18 protein-coding genes and 3 pseudogenes are annotated in these 16,930 nt (G+C 59.6%); 1 reads left to right on the plus strand and 20 read right to left on the minus strand.

All coding sequences use genetic code 11. The features are described 5' to 3' along the window. Window positions 1-169 precede the first annotated feature (169 nt). Window positions 170-1,111 (plus strand): branched-chain amino acid transaminase, encoded by a 942-nt coding sequence (locus IRZ24_RS02200; RefSeq protein WP_297160136.1) that lies wholly within the window; start codon window positions 170-172, stop codon window positions 1,109-1,111. Between the two features lie 460 nt (window positions 1,112-1,571). Here IRZ24_RS02200 and rpsI read toward each other — a convergent pair whose 3' ends face one another. The 20 genes and pseudogenes from rpsI to rpsH all read right to left on the minus strand — a co-directional run bounded on the left by rpsI (window position 1,572) and on the right by rpsH (window position 16,598). Next, entirely contained in the window at window positions 1,572-1,946 is a 375-nt protein-coding gene (rpsI, locus tag IRZ24_RS02205) for a 30S ribosomal protein S9 (protein WP_297160158.1), read from the minus strand. A gap of 128 nt (window positions 1,947-2,074) precedes the next feature. Continuing rightward, window positions 2,075-2,566 carry a 50S ribosomal protein L13 gene (gene rplM / locus IRZ24_RS02210; RefSeq protein ID WP_297160138.1) on the minus strand — a complete coding sequence of 164 codons (492 nt, stop codon included), beginning with the start codon at window positions 2,564-2,566 and terminating at the stop codon, window positions 2,075-2,077. Between the two features lie 151 nt (window positions 2,567-2,717). Continuing rightward, window positions 2,718-3,596 carry a tRNA pseudouridine(38-40) synthase TruA gene (gene truA, locus IRZ24_RS02215; RefSeq protein ID WP_297160139.1) on the minus strand — a complete coding sequence of 293 codons (879 nt, stop codon included), beginning with the start codon at window positions 3,594-3,596 and terminating at the stop codon, window positions 2,718-2,720. Window positions 3,597-4,262: 666 nt separating this feature from the next. Then, a complete protein-coding gene (locus tag IRZ24_RS02220; RefSeq protein ID WP_297160141.1) occupies window positions 4,263-4,889 on the minus strand; it encodes a bL17 family ribosomal protein in 627 nt (208 codons plus the stop codon). A 5-nt stretch (window positions 4,890-4,894) separates the two neighbouring features. Then, the gene (locus tag IRZ24_RS02225; RefSeq protein ID WP_112431592.1) at window positions 4,895-5,884 is read right to left on the minus strand and encodes a DNA-directed RNA polymerase subunit alpha; all 990 of its coding nucleotides are present in this window, start codon (window positions 5,882-5,884) and stop codon (window positions 4,895-4,897) included. A 62-nt stretch (window positions 5,885-5,946) separates the two neighbouring features. Then, on the minus strand, window positions 5,947-6,576 hold the full coding sequence (gene rpsD / locus IRZ24_RS02230) for a 30S ribosomal protein S4 (RefSeq protein ID WP_297160143.1): 630 nt from the start codon (window positions 6,574-6,576) through the stop codon (window positions 5,947-5,949). A gap of 41 nt (window positions 6,577-6,617) precedes the next feature. Continuing rightward, window positions 6,618-7,016 carry a 30S ribosomal protein S11 gene (rpsK, locus tag IRZ24_RS02235; protein ID WP_297160145.1) on the minus strand — a complete coding sequence of 133 codons (399 nt, stop codon included), beginning with the start codon at window positions 7,014-7,016 and terminating at the stop codon, window positions 6,618-6,620. Window positions 7,017-7,281: 265 nt separating this feature from the next. After that, window positions 7,282-7,665 carry a 30S ribosomal protein S13 gene (gene rpsM / locus IRZ24_RS02240; protein WP_112431586.1) on the minus strand — a complete coding sequence of 128 codons (384 nt, stop codon included), beginning with the start codon at window positions 7,663-7,665 and terminating at the stop codon, window positions 7,282-7,284. Between the two features lie 495 nt (window positions 7,666-8,160). After that, window positions 8,161-8,277: a 50S ribosomal protein L36 gene (rpmJ, locus tag IRZ24_RS02245; protein WP_112431582.1), complete on the minus strand. Its 117-nt coding sequence runs from the start codon at window positions 8,275-8,277 to the stop codon at window positions 8,161-8,163. A 603-nt stretch (window positions 8,278-8,880) separates the two neighbouring features. Next, window positions 8,881-9,102 carry a translation initiation factor IF-1 gene (gene infA, locus IRZ24_RS02250; RefSeq protein WP_112431578.1) on the minus strand — a complete coding sequence of 74 codons (222 nt, stop codon included), beginning with the start codon at window positions 9,100-9,102 and terminating at the stop codon, window positions 8,881-8,883. Between the two features lie 923 nt (window positions 9,103-10,025). Then, window positions 10,026-10,775, minus strand: a complete 750-nt coding sequence (gene map / locus IRZ24_RS02255) for a type I methionyl aminopeptidase (protein WP_297160148.1) — start codon at window positions 10,773-10,775, stop codon at window positions 10,026-10,028. Between the two features lie 100 nt (window positions 10,776-10,875). Then, window positions 10,876-11,547 carry an adenylate kinase gene (locus IRZ24_RS02260; RefSeq protein WP_297160149.1) on the minus strand — a complete coding sequence of 224 codons (672 nt, stop codon included), beginning with the start codon at window positions 11,545-11,547 and terminating at the stop codon, window positions 10,876-10,878. A gap of 51 nt (window positions 11,548-11,598) precedes the next feature. Then, on the minus strand, window positions 11,599-12,930 hold the full coding sequence (secY, locus tag IRZ24_RS02265; RefSeq protein WP_297160150.1) for a preprotein translocase subunit SecY: 1,332 nt from the start codon (window positions 12,928-12,930) through the stop codon (window positions 11,599-11,601). Between the two features lie 298 nt (window positions 12,931-13,228). Next, window positions 13,229-13,765, minus strand: a complete 537-nt coding sequence (gene rplO / locus IRZ24_RS02270) for a 50S ribosomal protein L15 (protein ID WP_366914216.1) — start codon at window positions 13,763-13,765, stop codon at window positions 13,229-13,231. Continuing rightward, entirely contained in the window at window positions 13,765-13,947 is a 183-nt protein-coding gene (gene rpmD / locus IRZ24_RS02275) for a 50S ribosomal protein L30 (RefSeq protein ID WP_297160152.1), read from the minus strand. Before rpmD ends, rplO begins: the two co-directional genes overlap by 1 nt. A 306-nt stretch (window positions 13,948-14,253) precedes the next feature. Beyond that, window positions 14,254-14,751: pseudogene (gene rpsE, locus IRZ24_RS02280) on the minus strand (30S ribosomal protein S5); the annotation flags it as partial. 33 nt (window positions 14,752-14,784) lie between these two features. Beyond that, window positions 14,785-14,940: pseudogene (locus IRZ24_RS19735) on the minus strand (50S ribosomal protein L18); the annotation flags it as partial. Window positions 14,941-15,228: 288 nt separating this feature from the next. After that, window positions 15,229-15,423, minus strand: a pseudogene (locus IRZ24_RS02290) (50S ribosomal protein L18); the annotation flags it as partial. Between the two features lie 176 nt (window positions 15,424-15,599). Next, window positions 15,600-16,187, minus strand: a complete 588-nt coding sequence (rplF, locus tag IRZ24_RS02295; protein ID WP_297160154.1) for a 50S ribosomal protein L6 — start codon at window positions 16,185-16,187, stop codon at window positions 15,600-15,602. A 15-nt stretch (window positions 16,188-16,202) separates the two neighbouring features. Continuing rightward, a complete protein-coding gene (rpsH, locus tag IRZ24_RS02300) occupies window positions 16,203-16,598 on the minus strand; it encodes a 30S ribosomal protein S8 (protein ID WP_297160156.1) in 396 nt (131 codons plus the stop codon). Window positions 16,599-16,930 lie beyond the last annotated feature (332 nt).

Here is a 16,930-nt window from a genome sequence, read left to right on the forward strand (position 1 = left end):
CTTGACCTGCCGACCAGGCCCGGCCCAGACCTTCAGCAGGCCGCTGGGCGGTCCGCTCTATTCATTTGAGCCTGGCTCTGCCGGCAGGTTACAGGCAAGGCAACAACTTAAGCTTTCTTCAGAGAAGGAGGGAAGGCAGAGAGCAACGGCGCTCTCTGCCAGAACAGCGATGGAAGCCCAAGAACTCTTCATGAACGGCGAATTCATTTCTGCCGAGCGCGGCGTGATCTCCGTACGGACACACGGCTTTGCTTACGGCACTGGCTGTTTCGAGGGCATCCGCGGCTACTGGAATGAACAAGACCAGCAGCTCTATCTGTTCCGTGCCCGTGAACACTATGAGCGCCTGCTACGCTCCTGTAAGACGCTGCAAATCACGCTGCCTTACACCGTCGAGCAGTTGCTAGAGATCACGATCGAATTGGTGCGCCGCAACAATCAGCGCCAGGATATCTATATCCGTCCCGTCGCCTACAAGAGCGATCAAACGATCGGTGTGCGCCTGCACGGCATCAGCGATAGCTTCCTGATCACCGCTGAGCCATTTGGCGACTACGTCGCCACTACGGGTCTGCGCTGCTGCGTCTCAAGCTGGCGCCGCATCGATGATAATGCCATTCCTGCACGCGCCAAGGTCTGCGGCGCCTATGTCAATTCCGCCCTGGCCAAGAGTGAGGCCCTGCAGAACGGTTACGATGAGGCCATTATGCTTACCCATGATGGCCATGTCTCTGAAGGCAGCGCTGAAAATATCTTCCTGGTGCTTAACGGCGAATTGGTCACACCCGCCCCAACTGAAAATATTCTGCTCGGGATTACGCGCGACACCGTGATGGAGCTGGCGCGCCGCGAGTTGGGACGCATCACCCGCGAGCGCAGCATTGATCGCACTGAGCTGTACAACGCTGAAGAGATCTTCCTCTGCGGCACCGGAGCCCAGATCGCCCCCGTTGTAGAGGTGGACCATCGCCCCGTGGGCAACGGCCAGATTGGCCCTATTAGTAAGGCGCTGCAAGACCTCTACTTCGAGGTCGTGCGTGGCAAGCGGCCAGAATATCGGGCGCGCTGGTGCACTCCTGTCTACAGCAGTGTGCCCGCCAGCGCTAACTAAGTTAGCTCCAATCACAGCGGTGGCTCGCAGCGACCGATCTATGCCTTGTTTGTCTCTTGCCGGTCGAGCGCGTCGCTGAGCCAGGCTGCAACCTGCTATTCCAGCGCGGATCTCTTTGGGCCTGCTCGTCTCGCGGTCTACCGCCGGGCGATCCTTATCCGCGGCGGTACCCATGTGTGTGCCTAAACAGGCCAGGATATGGACCAGGCACAAGGTACACAACAAGCTACAAACACCACATACGCAAACAAAAAACAGGAACGGGGTCACTCAGCTTCCCCCGCTCCTGTTTTTCTTCTCTGTGAGCGTACAGCCCATCATCAAGGGGTCTTCTTCAGAACGGCAGCCCAGCCAAGGCCAACCTGCCATTCCTCGCCACCTGGTCCCGCTGACGATCGCAGGCCATCCCAGCCATTTGCTCCCAGCCATTTGCTCCCAGCCATCGCAGCGCCAGCCAGGCTTAACGCTTGGTGTACTGTGGAGCCTTGCGCGCGCGCTTCAAACCGGGCTTCTTGCGCTCCTTCACACGCGGATCGCGCGTCAAAAATCCAGCCTTGCGTAGAGCGCTCTTCCAATCAGGATTGATGCGCAGCAAGGCTCGCGCCAAGGCATGGCGCATCGCGCCAGCCTGACCGCTCAGGCCACCACCAAGCACACGTACAGAGATATCATAGGCATTGGTCAAATCAAGTAGGCGAAGCGGCGCGAGAGCAGTCGCGACTACTGATTCGCGGTTCCCGAAGTAATTATAGAAGTCGCGCCCGTTGACAATGATCTTGCCGCTTCCATTGGGATAAAGACGCACGCGCGCCACAGCCGTCTTGCGTCGTCCCATCCCATAGTAGTACTCCCCTTTAGGCAGCTCCAGTTTGGTGCTCTCAGCCAAGGTCCGTACTCCTCTCCCTTCCTTCTTCTTGCATCTTGATTGGCTCGCAAGGAATCACAGGCAGCAGCACTGGCTGCTTACTTTTCGCTAGAAGCAGGCGGCTGTTCCGAAAGATACTCTTCCAGCAACGCCTGCGGTCCGCGCCAGGGGATCGGCTTCTGAGCCTGGTGCGGATGGTTGGGGCCGGCGTAGACCTTCAGCCGCCGCATCAACTGGTTGCCCAGACTATTGTGCATCACCATACCGCGCACCGCATGAATCAAGGCGCGCTCAGGATGAGGGCCTTCCAGCACCTGGCGAAGCGTTCGCAACTTCACGCCACCAGGGTACTGGGTATGGCGAAAGTAGACTTTCTTATCGAGGCGCCCGCGTGTCACGGCGATCTTATCGGCATTGACGACAATCACATAATCGCCGCAGGGCATATGCGGAGTAAACGTCGGTTTATGCTTGCCGCGCAGGATTGTGGCGATTTGCGACGCCAGCCGGCCTAATACCTGCCCCTCAGCATCGATGACATACCATTTCGGGCGCAGGTCAGCAGCCCTGGCGCTATAGGTCTTTCTCATAGGTCACATCTCCCAAAACAACGCGATCTTGCTTGCTTGCTCACTTACACAGCTACACACCGCAGAGTGCCGAAGCGCAAGCCCGGCGAGGCAGATAGAGGGCTGTAACCTTGGCCTGCCACAGCTACCTGACTGACCTGTGCCCCGCTGCTCAGCAAGGAGCAGACGGGCCTGCGTCGGGCTGCGGCTCTGCGCCAATACTAACGAACGCGGGCCAAATAGCAGTAGCCGGCAGCGTCAAACGCGGCTCCGGCAGGCCTAACTCCTTGGGATAAGAGACGCCTACCAGGCATAGCCCGCGTGCCGGCACCGCCACCCCAGGATGGGAACGATCAGCTCGCTGGACAATGGCCGCGAACTCCTCCACGCTGAGCCGTCCCTGACCGACCAACAGGAGCGTTCCCACTATACGGCGCACCATACCGGTTAGAAAGGCATTGGCAGTAAAGTCACAGAAGATGCAGGCGCCATAGCGCACGCAGGACGCCGCCAGCATCGTGCGGATACAGTGGTGAGGGCCAGCCTCATCGGGATGAGAAGCATCCTCAGGGCTATGCCCAAAGGCCCCGAAATCTTTGGTTCCCAGCAGATACCGACAGGCCTCCGCCATGAGATCGACCGCCAGCGTCTGAGAACGATGGTACGTAAAACGAGCCAGGAGGGCCGTCGGGATCTCATCATTCCAAATCGTATAACGATAAGAGCGACTAACGGCGCTGAAACGGGCATGGAAGCGCTCCGGCACCTCACGCGCCCAGCGCACGACCACAGTGGGCGGCAAAGTAGCATTTAAGGCTCGTACCCAGACGTCGGGAGCGAGCCGCGCCGTCGTATGAAAGTTGATCACCTGGCCCGAGGCGTGGACGCCAGCATCAGTGCGCCCGGCACCATGCACCACGACCCGCTCACCAGCAATGCGCGCAATAGCGGTCTCTAGCACTCCCTGGACTGTGGGACCATGCGCAGCAGGCTGGCGCTGGAAGCCGTGATAGTCCGTGCCATCGTACTCAATGCCACAGGCGATATTCATATCATCATCTCATGCAACCTCGGCAATCGCGTATCACTTACACTCGCTCACGCTGCCTGTCTCCTGCCCTGCAGCCTGCTTACCGTTCAAAGACAGCCAGTAAGTATCACTCCTCTGCCCAGCCAGATCCTCTGACCAGCCCCAGGATGGTCCAAGCAGCAGCGCATCAGCAGAGACCGCCAGAGCCAGAGAGCGCGGTCCAGCGCTGTCCCTACCTCGCTCCCTATGCCGCTCATGCCTTGGAGCCTTTTTTCTCGCGCGAGGCACCTTCCTCCTTTCTCCAGGTCGCCAGCCTGTCAAGAACCAACCTCAGCAAACAATGCGAGCGACCTGCGTGCGATCTGACCCTGATCCCGTGCCCTCGATCCTATCAGACGGCGCTAGCGTGAGCGACCCGGTCAGCACCCGGCAGCGCTCTCCATCTCCAGCTTACCCGCAGGGTGCGAAGTCTGCCGCGCAACCCAGCAGCCCACAAACGCATCTGGCCTGGACCTGCCCGGCGTTGGCTCGGCCCGCTTAAGGCTGCTCAGCTCACTCGCCTGGGCGATCTTCCTCTGTCGCCTAGCGAGCTGACCCAACCTACTCCCCTTTCGGCAGGCCAGAGCAGCCAGCAGAGCCAGAGACAGCAGTGAGCCAGACTGACAGCCGGCTGTCGACCCAGGCTCATTAGACCAGGGCAATCTGAGCGATTTCAGCGGCATCACCCTTACGCCGTCCCAGCTTTGTGATGCGCGTATAGCCACCAGGGCGACCCATATAGCGGGGCACCAGCTCATCGAAGAGACGGCGCACCACCAGCTCATCAGGCAAATGGCTCAGGATATAGCGCCGGGCACGCAGTTCAATCACCAAAGCCTCATAGGCGGCCCGCAGCGCCCGCTCCGCCTCATCCTCCTTGGGGATAATGCGCAGGAGCTCCATGCGACGCTCCTTCAGCTTATTCTCCAAGAACTTGCGGCCCTGCTCCGTCAGCGGAGGCATGCCCATAGCGGCCCGTTCCTCATTCGTTGCCACTTCATCATGAAGCGAGAAACGGCCCCGTCGAGCGAAGGCCAGCAGTTTGGCCGCCGTTTCCTCATCAGGAACTACCTGCGCCAAATGACGCTGAGCGGCGGCGCGGCCCTCAACAGCGGTCGCAATCAGTCGCTCGACTTCGCCGCGAATCGCGCGGGCGCGGGCCAGGGTAGTATTGATTCGATCGTAGCGGAGCAACCCGGCCATCAGACTGCGGCGGACAGCGCGGCGGCGGTGCTCCGGCATTCCCAGCTTATTACCGGCAACACGATGCCTCAACTTAACTAACCCTCCCTTTCGTGATCGCCGTTCATCTCGGCCCCGACCGTGCTGGCGCGCAGATTCGTCGGGAGGAAGTTGCGCGCAATCAAACGATCACGCAACTCCTGCAAGCTCTTCTCGCCAAAGTTACGCACGCCCAGCAGATCTTCCTCATTCATCGAGAGGATCTGGCCGACCTTCGTAATATTGCTGCGCTTCAAGCAGTTATAAGCGCGCACCGAGAGATCAAGCTCCTCGATGGGCGTATCGTAGATCTTCTGAGGAATCGGCAGACTGCTTAGCGGCGGTTTCTCCTGCTCGGTCGTCAGGGTCGTATGATAGTTGGCGAGCTGCGAGAAGAGACGCACCAGGATATCGGCCCCCTGCCGCAGAGCCTCCTCGGGCGTAATCGTGCCGTCGGTCCAGATTTCCAGAACCACCTTTTCGTAGTTGGTCATCTGGCCAACGCGCGTATGCTCCACGGTGAAGTTCACCTTCTCGACTGGGGAGTAGATGGCATCGACCGGGATGACCCCAATCGGCTGGTCCTCCTTCGAATCGGCGGGGACATAGCCGCGCCCGGTCTCGACAACCATCTCCATATCGAGGCGCGCATTCTCGTTATCCAGCGTCGCAATGTAGAGATCAGGGTTAACGATCTCCACCGTGCTTGGCGCCGTGATGTCCGCCGCCGTCACCACGCGCTCACCGGAGACGTTCAGGTGCATCGTCACCGGGTGGTCCGAGAAGCAGCGCAGACGCAGCTTCTTGATGTTGAGCACGATATCCGTCACGTCCTCCATGACGTTGGGGATATCCTGAAACTCGTGCTGCACCCCCTCGATGCGGATCGACGTCACCGCAGCGCCCGGCAACGACGAGAGGAGCACGCGCCGCAGAGCGTTGCCTACCGTGACGCCGTACCCCGCCTCCAGCGGCTCGATGTCGAAGCACCCGTAATTGCCCTGGGTTTTCGTATTCCTGATGCGCGAAGGCAGAGTGATGTCTTGCAAGGTTCTAACCTGCCTTTCTTGTACTACCACCGCCTACAACAGCTTTGCTTTGCTTCTTCTGGCTAACGAACCTGATAATACTCAACCACCATTTGCTCTTCAAAAGGCAGTTCGAGATCGGTGCGCGACGGCAGCGAGAGCACGCGCCCGCTCATGTTCGCGATGTCCAGGCTGAGCCAGCCTGGCACAGCCTTCTGCGAAAGCTGGAGCGCGCGTGTCTTAAAGTACTCCAGGCTCTTACTGCGCTCACGCACAGTGATCACATCCCCGGGCTTAGCCACAAACGAGGGGATATCTGTCTTGCGGCCATTGACCTCAAAATGGCCATGCGAGACCAGCTGACGCGCCTGTGCCCGCGAATCGGCAAAGCCCAGGCGATAGACCAGATTGTCCAGGCGCATCTCCAGAATCTGGAGCAGATTCTCACCCGTGCGGCCCTGACGGCGCAGCGCCTCATTATAGTGGCGGCGGAACTGGCGCTCCAGCACGCCGTAGGTGCGACGGATCTTCTGCTTCTCGCGCAACTGCGCTCCATAGCCCGAAAGCTTGCGCTGGCGGCTGCCGCCATGTTGACCGGGTCGGGTGTTGCGCCGCTCCAGAGTACAATTCGTCAGGCACTTCTCGCCCTTTAGAAACAGCTTGACCCCCTCACGTCTGCACAGCTTGCAAACAGGGCCTGTATAGCGTGCCATCTTTAGCTCATCCTCCTCACACGTCCAATCGCACAGCGCCCCTACACACGACGCCTCTTCGGCGGTCGGCAGCCATTGTGCGGAATCGGCGTGACATCAGTGATCGAAACAACGTTGAGACCAGCGGCCTGCAGTGAACGGATCGCCGCCTCGCGACCAGAGCCTGGCCCCTTAACATAGACCTCGACCTGGCGCATGCCATGCTCCATCGCTTTCCGGGCGGCAGCCTCTGCCGCGACCTGGGCCGCATAGGGAGTGCTCTTGCGTGATCCCTTGAAGCCCTGCGAGCCGGCACTGCTCCAGGCAATGACATTCCCATTCGGGTCGGTCATGGTGACAATCGTATTATTAAAGGTCGCTTGAATGTGCGCCTGGCCACGCGGCACTGATTTACGTTCACGCCTGCGCGGCTTACCCGCCTGCTTCTTTTTCTCGGCCATGTTCTCTTTCTCTCTACCTCCGGTGAGACGGTCTGCTTGTCAGGAATTACCTGCAGCTCTATCCTATTATTCAGGTTTTTCAGAAATGCTCACCTGCTAACCGGTTGAGCGTACGCAATAGACCGCGGGCAGCTCGCTCAGCCCTTCCCATCACCCGCTCTCTACTCGCCGGCTGGCCAGCGCCACCGTGAGGGCTGGAGCTGACGACAACCAGAGCAGAGCGCTCGGCCAGGAAGAGAGGAAGCCGCGTCTGAGACAGCCGTGCTTACTTCTTGGCTGTAGCCTTCTTCTTGCCGGCCACCGTCTTCCGCGGTCCGCGGCGAGTACGCGCATTCGTTCGTGTTCGCTGGCCACGCACCGGCAGATTGCGGCGATGGCGCAGGCCGCGATAGCAGCCGATCTCAATCAGGCGCTTGATATTCTGCTCGACCTCGCGCCGCAGATCGCCCTCGACCTTATATTCGCGGTCAATCACCTCGCGAATACGGTTGACCTCGTCCTCGGTCAGATCCTTCACCCGCTTGGAGGGATTGACATGGGTCTTCTCCAGGATCTGCCGGCTGGTCGTAGGGCCAATCCCATAGATATAGCGCAGCGAGATCTCGACCGGTTTCTCGCGTGGGATATCGACTCCGGCAATTCTAGCCATCTTCTCCTCCAGATGAGACAGGCCGGGGCCTTGGGCCTGGCCTCTGGCCCGCCTTTCTTCTCCTCGCCTGAGCTTTTCTGCTCACACCGTCGCTTTTGACTGATAGGTAATTCGCGCGATCGCTGCCGGGGTCTGGTGCTCAAGGCGCTTCGCTTGACAAGCCCAGCTCTCGGTCTCGTGCGTGACCACCACTGACAGAGTATGCTGGTAGTGCCTGCTCGCTCCACCGCCCCCCAGACCTCGCCGCGCGCTCGCTCGTTGATCAGCAGGCTCGCCGGGGGAGGAGAGGCTTCCCGTCAGCGGGCCTGTCGCGAGAGACAACGCGGACAAACGAACAAAGATAAGGCAACACAGGCCACAGAGCGGCGATCGCTAACGGGCAAGCGGGCAGCCGTTGTTCTCCGCCTGCTCAGCCTGATCCGGCAGCCAGGCCGGACCGCCCAATGTCTGTCGGCTACCATTACCGCTACGGTGCCGCCCTTTCCCGAGCACGCTCTAGCCCTGACGCTGCTTATGCTTCGGGTTCTTGGTACAAATCACGATCACCACGCGATTGCGGCGAATGACCTTGCAGTGCTCGCAGCGTGGTTTCACCGAGGCGCGTACCTTCACGGCTCCCTCCTTCCTTCGTTTCTGCTCTTCACTTTGCCATTGTCAAAGGTTGTCGTGTTGCGCCGAAGCGCTTGCCTGCAGCATCTAGTCATGTCGAGCCAAGCGAGAGAAACGAGGTCGCAGCAGCGCAGAGTCAGACCAGCCTGACTGGAGCAGGCAATCGAAGACGAAAGGGCGAGTGCCGACGCGACACAGGCGCTGGCTCTCTCTCGACCTGCTCCTGCCCTCGCCTCGCTGGGCCTGGCGCTGGAGCCGTCCGCTTGCTCAGATTGCCGTGGAAGGGCAGCCGCCAGTTTGGCTTCACCCTGCCTCACTCGCAGCGGTGGTAAGGGGCAGGGGAGCACGGGAGCTATCCCTGATGATGCAGAAGCTGCACAGACGAATCTGAGCTGTGACATGGGAGCGAGGCGCCGGGGCCAACGTGTGTGGGCCAGGCCGAGCCAGGCTATTACAGGCTCAGGCCCAATGCTATCTGCTCTCTGTCTGCTCTCTGCTGATGCTAAACAGCTCGCCCGCCTTGCCGTAGTAGGAAGCGGCGCAACAACAAGGCCGGTTCTCTCTTATCTGCCTCTGCGGCTGCGGCGATCCAGGGAGCCGCTTCGGTCAGGGCTTGACGCGCCAGGTGATGCGGCCCCGTGTCAGGTCATAGGGCGAGAGCACCACTTTCACCCGGTCGCCGGGGACGATGCGCACGAAATTCATGCGGATACGTCCCGACAGCGTCGCCAGAACCTCATGGTTCTCGTCGACCTTGACCCTGAACATCGCATTTGGGAGGGCTTCGGTCACCTCGCCCTCCACCTCGATCTCATCCTTTTTCGGCATAGCACCCTTTCGTCGTCACCTGTTGCAGTGGCTCATCGAAGCGTTCCAACAGCAGGTTGTGCGCAAACGATCCACTTCACTCACCCCACCCACCTCCGCCTCTCTTTGACCCACTCACCCACTCTACTCTGCCGCCGTCTTCCTCTCCCTCCCTCGCTTCCTGCTGGCGGTGGCTAGCTCGTTGGCTGACCGGCGGATAAGGATTCCTCATACGAGGCTGCCGGGCCGACCTGCCTTGCAGTGGACCTTTCCACGGACCTGCCCAGCCAGCCAGGCAGGCAGACAGGTAACCCACTCCTGCACTACGCCGCATATGAGGAAACAAGGCGAGTTCGCTCTCTATGAGAAGGTCGTTTGTCCCTACGACTTGTGTGCTTTTCCAGAGTGGCAAAAAGCAGCAGGGAAGACTGCTGCGACCAACTGCGAATTATAGCACAAACCTCTGAGAAAGTCGAGGGGCAGACTCTCTTTCTACCAGAGTGAGTCGTCAACCTTCGCCTTTTTCCTCAGATGAGCGAGCAAACGCCGTCCCTACGGAGCGGTTGCACTAGCCGCGACGTGGCTCATCACACCGGTCGAGCTAGTGGATCAATCAGGACCAGAGGGCTGATAAGGTGGTACTCAGCCTTACCGGAGCCAGTGTCTGAAGGCTCAGGTGCCCGCCAGACCTCACAGCTTCCTGACAGACCGCTAAAGATTCCTGCCTTTACGAGCGAATGCACGGCTCTCTCTATCCTCGCCGAGCAACGAGGTAGACAGCGGCCTCGCCTCAGAGAGCTGATCTGCTCGGCCCCGATCCCCTCGCCCAAAGCAGACAGGACGTCAGGGTCTGAGTCTGGGCTTAGGCTGGGGCGCACCAGCGACCCAGCGCACTGGCTCCCTTCAACCTGATCTTCCCTCTTTGCTCGCTTATTTTTTGGTTGTCAAAGTGTCAGGATCTCGGCATCACCCTCAGTGATAGCAACCGTATGCTCGAAGTGGGCTGAGTAACTATGATCAGCCGTCACCACTGTCCAGCGATCAGCAAGGACGCGCGTCTCCTTGCCGCCCATGTTCACCATTGGCTCGATTGCCAGAACCATACCGGGCCGCAGGACTGGATTGGGCAGCCCAGGCTCCACGTAGTTGAGAACCTGGGGATCTTCGTGCATACTGCGACCGATGCCGTGACCTCCGTACTGGCGCACCAGGGAGAAACCAGCGCTCTCCACAAACTGTTGAATAGCGCGACTGATATCCAGTAACCGGTTACCAGCCCGAGCCGCCGCGATCCCGCGATAGAGGGCATCCTCAGTCACTTTGAGCAAGCGCTTTAACTCAGGGCTAATTTCGCCGACACCGACCGTGATAGCTGCATCGGCGTGCCATCCCTGGTAGTTGGCGGCAAAATCGATACTAATGATATCGCCCTCTTGGAGCACGCGCTTGCCTGGGATACCATGCACCACCTCATCATTAACAGACGTGCAGAGGTGGCCAGGGTAGCCGTGATAGCCGAGAGAGCTTGATTTAGCTCCGTAGCGCTGCAACGCCTCTGCCGCCAGGCGATCCAGATCGCCGGTGGTGATCCCTGGACGCACAGCACTGCGGAGCTCAGCCAGAATGGCAGCCACAATGCGACCCGTCTCGCGAATTCGCTCGCGCTCTTCCTTTGATTTTAGGATAATCGCCACTATCAACTCTCCTCATGGGCGGCCGGGCTGGCGCTCACTGGCCGGAGCCACAGCCGCCAGCCCTTCTTATTGGACAGATCAACCAACGTTCTCAAATCAATCAGGCCGACCCATGCAGACCTTGGTCATAGCGTTTAATGGTCGAGAGTAGCTCTTGATGAACGTCGTCAATACTCTGATTGCCATTGACCTTTACCAGCTTCCCCTGAGCCGCGTAGTAGTCGAGCAGGCGGATGGTCTCCTTAAAGAAGATATCCAGGCGCCGCTCGACTGCCTCACCAACATCATCGGAGCGCTGGTAGAGTTCGCTTCCATCGATATCGCAGACACCCGGAACCTTGGGTGGCTTGCTATAGATGTTGTAGACATGCTGGCAGGCGCGGCAGATGTAACGGCCTGACAGACGCCGCACTAATTCCTCACGTGGCACCTCCAGATAAACGGCCAGATCGACCTGCCTCTGAACGGCTTGTAGCCCTTTATCCAGAGCCTCCGCCTGGGGAATGGTTCGCGGGAAGCCATCTAGCAAGACCCCCCTGGCACAATCGGGACGGGCCAGTCTACCCAGGATCATTGCGATAGTCAGCTCATCAGGGACCAGCTCGCCACGATCCAGATAGTCTTTGGCTTTGAGGCCCAGCTCAGTGCCTTCAGCGACTTCCTTACGAAACAGATCTCCGCTGGCTACATGCGGAATCCCAAGTTCCTGAGAGAGCGCTTCCGCCTGGGTCCCTTTGCCCGACCCTTGAGCGCCAATAAGAATGATCAGCACCGTTTCTCCTCCGATGGAAGCGGACGAGGTGCAACATCGCACCTCGCCGACCTACGACAGGAAACCCGAGTAATTGCGCATCACAACCTGCGCTTCAAGCTGTCTGATGGTGTCAAGCGCCACAGCCACGACAACTAGCAGGGCTGTCGAGCTGAGCATCTGCGTTCTGGCCAGATAGGGCAGCACCGCCAGAATGCCCAGGAAGAGCGCACCCCCAAACGTTACCCTCCGCAGGAGCCTCTTTAAGTAGAGACGCGTCTGCTCACCCGGGCGATAGCCGGGAATGTGCGCCCCCTGCTTCTGGAGATTCTCGGCCGTATTCTGCTGATCCCAGACCAGCTCGGTATAGAAGTAGGTGAACCCGACCGCCAACAGGAAGTAGGCCAGCCAGTACCACGGTAGAGTCGTATTGAGAATGTAGCTACTGACCCAGCTCGCCGCCGTCGTCAACCAACTGGCATTGCTACTGGCCAGGTACTGTGAGAAGGCGGTGGGGAAGAGCAAGACCGAGTTAGCAAAGATCAGCGGGATCATACCGGCGCTGTTCACCATCATCGGAATATAGGTGGTCTGCGCCGAGCCAACCAGCATCCCTCGTCCGACAATGCGCTTGGTGGGATATTGAATCGGAATACGTCGCTGCCCAAGGGAAATGTAGACGATGCCGGCAATCGTCACCACCGTGATAATTCCCAGCACGACCAGGTTGATTATACTGCTGCTCGTGCCGCCCGTGGTGGTGCTGGAAAGATAGCCCTGCTGCACCAGGGTGGGCAAGCGGGTGACAATGTTGCCCAGGATGATGATGGAGATGCCATTGCCGATACCGTATTCGGTGATCAGCTCGCCGAGCCAGACCAGAATCATGGTCCCTGTGGTCAGCGAGAGCAAAATGGCCAGCGTCTGCAGCCAGTTGGGGCCAAAGAGGCTGAAGGTGCTGGCATCGAGAACGCCCACTTTCACGAAGATGGCCGCGCTACCCAGCGCCTGGAGAAAGGCCAGCGGGACCGTGATGATGCGCGTGATCTGGCTAAACTTGAGCCGTCCGGCCTCCCCCTCTTCCATGAGACGTTGGAGCGCCGGTATGATCGGCATCAGCAACTGCATCACGATGGTCGCCGTGACGTAGGGGTAGACGCTCATGGCAATGATTGAGTAGGTCTGGAGCGAGCCCCCCGAAAAGATGTCCAGGAGACCGAGTAACTGGCCTAGATTCTGGTTTTGACCGCTCGTGAAGAGGCTGGCTAGCGTTTGCTCCTGCTGATGGGTCAATGGCACTGTGATATGGGCCAGCACCCGCATGAGCAGCAGGATGACCAGCGTAAAGATGATTTTCTTGCGCAGGTCGGGAATAGACCAGACACTGAGCAGCCGTCCTAACATGGATGGCTCCTTTCACAACAGGCGTCGCGCGGATAAGCAGCCTCCCTCCTGGCCCCGGGCCAGCTCCTGGGTCCTTTGCCGGGGTCCTTCCCATACCGGCCAGGAGCAACCCTGACCTTGCTGGTCATTGGCTATTGTCTTGGCTCATAAAGATGAGAGACCACACTGCTTGGCTGGTTGCTGCTCACCGCGTCAGGCCAGGCTGGCCGGTCAGAGAATGACTGACCTGCCGCCTGGTGAACAGGCTAGGTAGAAAGGTACCTAAGTAAGAAGGAAGTGGCCCAGGCGGGCGGTACGCTCAGGCCTGAGCCTGCGCGCCCTGGGCCAATTTCCCTTGATCTTTCCGACGCTTTGTCTTCTCGTAGACCTTGATAGGAATCACTTCGATGCTGCCACCGGCGGCCTCGATCTTGGCCCGAGCACTCTCTGAAAACTTATGGGCCCGCACCGTTAGCGGACGATGTAGCTCGCCATCGCCCAAGATCTTGACGAGGCCATGGCTCTCCGCCGGCGAGAGCAGCCGCTTCTCCGCCAGGGCCTCGGGTGTCACATAGGCTCCCGGCTCAAAGAAGCGCTCCAGGCTGGCGACATTGACAATCGCGTATTCTTTGCGGAAAGGCGCATTACTATTACCAATGCCCCGCAAGAAAGGCAGGCGCTGCGAAAGCGGTGTCTGACCGCCACCGAAAGTCTGGCTCACCTTTCCGCCAGTGCGCGCCTTCTGGCCCTTCGTACCGCGGCCAGCGGTCTTTCCACGTCCCGAGCCATGTCCTCGCCCAACTCGTTTCGACCGCTTATGCGAACCAGGAGCTGGTCGCAGATCCGACAATCTCATTACGCTATCTCCTCTACCTTGACCAGGTGTCTGACCTTCTGAATCATTCCGCGAGTGGTGGGTGTATCTTCGCGCACTACTTCCTGCTGCAGCTTGCGCAGTCCAAGCGAGCGGATAGTTTCGCGCTGGTCCTGCGCATAGCCGATCGCACTCTTCACCCACTTAATGCGCAGCTTTGCCATAATCCTCTTTTCTCCTCAAGGCAACGAACGGGTCTGGTGCTCGCTTCCTTCCAGAGGCTCGCAGGCTGAGCCGCGCCTGATCTGCCGCCAGACCGACGGCTCAGCGGCAGGAACCACGCAGCAGCAAGCCCAGAGCGAGGCTTAGCGTCGACGCTCGGCGCGGCGCTCGGCACGTTCGGCGCGCTCGCGGGCGGCGCGACGGAGGGCACGCTGCTCACGGGCCTCTTCCTCACGAGCGGCCCGCAGAGCCGCCGCCTGCTCAGCCGCGCTGGCAGCCGCCGCCGCCAGCCGCTCGGCGCGGCGCCGCCCCAATAGCTCTACGACCGTCTTTCCGCGCAGAGCCGCTACCTCCTCGGGCGAGCGCAGCTCCTTCAGGGCCTCAATGCAAGCACCAACAGTATTCGCGCGGTTGGAGCTGCCAATCACCTTCGTCAGAATATCGCGAATGCCAGCCAGCTCCACCACGGCGCGCACTGCCGCCCCGGCGATCACACCGGTACCGGGAGCGGCGGGCTTGAGCATCACCTGCGAGGCCCCAAAGGTCGTCTTGACCATGAAGGGGATAGTGGTACCGGTCAAAGGAACATGAATCAAATGCTTCTTGGCATCCTCGGCGGCCTTCCGAATCGCCTCGGTGTACTCAGCGGCCTTCCCCATGCCATAGCCAACATGACCATTGCGATCCCCCACTACCACGAGCGCCCGGATACTAAAGCGACGCCCACCCTTGACGACCTTGGAGACGCGGGTGACTTCGACCACGATCTCTTCCAGGTTCAGCTTTGATGCATCTATTCTCGGCATGTCTCTCCTCGTGCTCGTGCCTACCTATCTGACCTAGAATTGTAGGCCGCCTTCACGCGCCCCTTCGGCGAGCGCGGCTACGCGCCCGTGATAGGCGTAGCCTCCACGGTCAAAGACGACCTTCTCAATCCCCTTCTCTTTTGCGCGCTGCGCGAGCAACTTGCCAACTTCACGCGCAATGGCGACTTTGCGATTATAGGCAATGGCGGCCAGCGCCTCGACCGGCGTCTTTTTCTCGCCTTTTTGGGCACTGGGCAGCACGGTTTTCACTTGGGTCGGGGGACGGCCTCGCTGCTGCTGACTGCCCTTGCCGCTCTTGGCCTGCTGCGCCTGAGCCTGGGCCCGCGCTGCAGCACGAGCAGCCTTGCGTGAGGGCGCCGTCTCCGCGGCGCTCTCGACAATCACCGTTTCCTCCTGAACAGCCTCTGCCTCAGCAGGAGCTGTCGTTTCAGCCTCGGGAGGCGGCGCTGGCTGGAAATTGCGCAGAGCAGGCTCCAACGAGGAAGCCGCCACAAGCGTCCGTCCCACAGTATCATCGATAATCTGGGCATAGATATGACGAGCGCTGCGGAAGACATTCAAGCGTGGCCGTTCCGCTGTGCCCTTAACCCGGCGACGTATCCGCTGGTGCCGACGCAGCCGCGCCTTGTTGGCATTGAAAGTCTTGATCATGAGAACATGCCCCTGTTCTTTAAAAGTAATAAAGAATGAATAACCAGCGCTGCAAGGGACGTGATCGGCACTACGTCCCTCTTCTGCGCAGAGATTTTCTCTCCGTCAGCGAAGACCCTCAAGCAGTCTGCTGGGCTGGTCAACCCAGAGCAAGGCCAGGCAGTATCCTGGTCAATCTACTTCTTCTTGCCACCGCCGGCCTTGCCGGTCTTGCCAGCCTTACCAGCTTTGCGGCGAATCTGCTCGCCAGCATAGCGGATGCCCTTGCCTTTGTAGGGCTCCGGCTCGCGGATGCGGCGAATGATAGCCGCCATTTCGCCCACTTTCTGCTTATCGATCCCGACCACACTGATCTTGGTCGCTTTGGTCACGGGGTCCACCCCGTCGACCGTGAACGAGATCCCTGGGGGTGGGGGAACCTCCACCGGGTGAGAGTAGCCCACCAGGATCACCAGGTTATCGCCCATCTTGGTGGCACGGTAGCCAGTGCCGTGGATCTCCAACTGCTTGCTATAGCCCTGAGTTACGCCGACCACCATATTATTGATCAGCGTACGATAGAGGCCATGCTGCGAGCGATGCAGCTTGTTATCGGACTGGCGCGCCACCTTGAGCGTGCCATTCTCCAGGGTCAGCGAGAGGAACGGGGGGACCTTGAGGGAGAGCTCACCCTTGGGGCCTTTGACAGTGACTAGATTCTCCTCGTTCCAGCTGACCTCGACCTTCGGCGGGATCGGGATCGGCATACGCCCTATACGCGACACGTGTCAACCTCCCGTCTACCAGACGTGACAGATAACCTCGCCCCCAAGACCGAGCTGATAGGCTTTGCGTCCCGTCATCACGCCCTTGGGAGTGGACAGAATGGCAACCCCCAGCCCACCCCGCACCAGGGGAATATCTTTGCGCTTGGTGTAGACACGCCGTCCAGGCTTGCTAATACGCTGCAGTTGCGTCAAAACCGGCTTCTTATCCACATAGCGCAAAGTGATGCGAATCGTCCCCTGTGGATTATCCTTGATCACTTCAATATCTTTAATATAGCCCTCTTCCTTGAGCACACGCGCAATGGCCAACTTCATCTTGGAGGCCGGAATCGAGACCCGCGTGTGCCGCGCAATGATCGCATTGCGGATGCGGGTGAGCATATCCGCGATGGGATCGGTCATATTCATAGTACAACACCTCCACGATCATGAAAGAACGAGCGTGCCTTTATCAGCAAGAAAAACTCTCACTTACGCAATCCAGTCCTGTCTCGGGTTCGGGAGACGACTCACCAAACCAGGGAGCCTGACGGTCCGTCCCAGCGCCTAACCCGCGCCGGTGTCGGTGCGCTGACAGCAACAGCCCAGAGGCCGTCATGCCCGGCTTGCCTGCCCCCGCAGCGGACACCTGCTGCCACTGGCTACCTAGCGACTGACCTGACCGACCTACCTCTCTCCCTTCCTTCGTCGTTTGCTCCTACATGAAGCCCTAGAGAGCCGCGCTCGCTCTTTCACGCTGC

Origin of the sequence: Thermogemmatispora sp., from assembly GCF_019683755.1 — a bacterium.
Lineage (GTDB): Bacteria > Chloroflexota > Ktedonobacteria > Ktedonobacterales > Ktedonobacteraceae > Thermogemmatispora.

Coding starts and splice junctions, on each gene's coding strand:
- IRZ24_RS02200 (WP_297160136.1), top strand. CDS start 170: ATGGAAGCCCAAGAACTCTTCATGAACGGCGAATTCATTTCTGCCGAG.
- rpsI (WP_297160158.1), bottom strand. CDS start 1,946: ATGGGACGACGCAAGACGGCTGTGGCGCGCGTGCGTCTTTATCCCAAT.
- rplM (WP_297160138.1), bottom strand. CDS start 2,566: ATGAGAAAGACCTATAGCGCCAGGGCTGCTGACCTGCGCCCGAAATGG.
- truA (WP_297160139.1), bottom strand. CDS start 3,596: ATGAATATCGCCTGTGGCATTGAGTACGATGGCACGGACTATCACGGC.
- rpsD (WP_297160143.1), bottom strand. CDS start 6,576: ATGGCACGCTATACAGGCCCTGTTTGCAAGCTGTGCAGACGTGAGGGG.
- rpsK (WP_297160145.1), bottom strand. CDS start 7,016: ATGGCCGAGAAAAAGAAGCAGGCGGGTAAGCCGCGCAGGCGTGAACGT.
- rpsM (WP_112431586.1), bottom strand. CDS start 7,665: ATGGCTAGAATTGCCGGAGTCGATATCCCACGCGAGAAACCGGTCGAG.
- infA (WP_112431578.1), bottom strand. CDS start 9,102: ATGCCGAAAAAGGATGAGATCGAGGTGGAGGGCGAGGTGACCGAAGCC.
- secY (WP_297160150.1), bottom strand. CDS start 12,930: ATGTTAGGACGGCTGCTCAGTGTCTGGTCTATTCCCGACCTGCGCAAG.
- rplO (WP_366914216.1), bottom strand. CDS start 13,765: ATGAGATTGTCGGATCTGCGACCAGCTCCTGGTTCGCATAAGCGGTCG.
- rpmD (WP_297160152.1), bottom strand. CDS start 13,947: ATGGCAAAGCTGCGCATTAAGTGGGTGAAGAGTGCGATCGGCTATGCG.
- rpsH (WP_297160156.1), bottom strand. CDS start 16,598: ATGAATATGACCGATCCCATCGCGGATATGCTCACCCGCATCCGCAAT.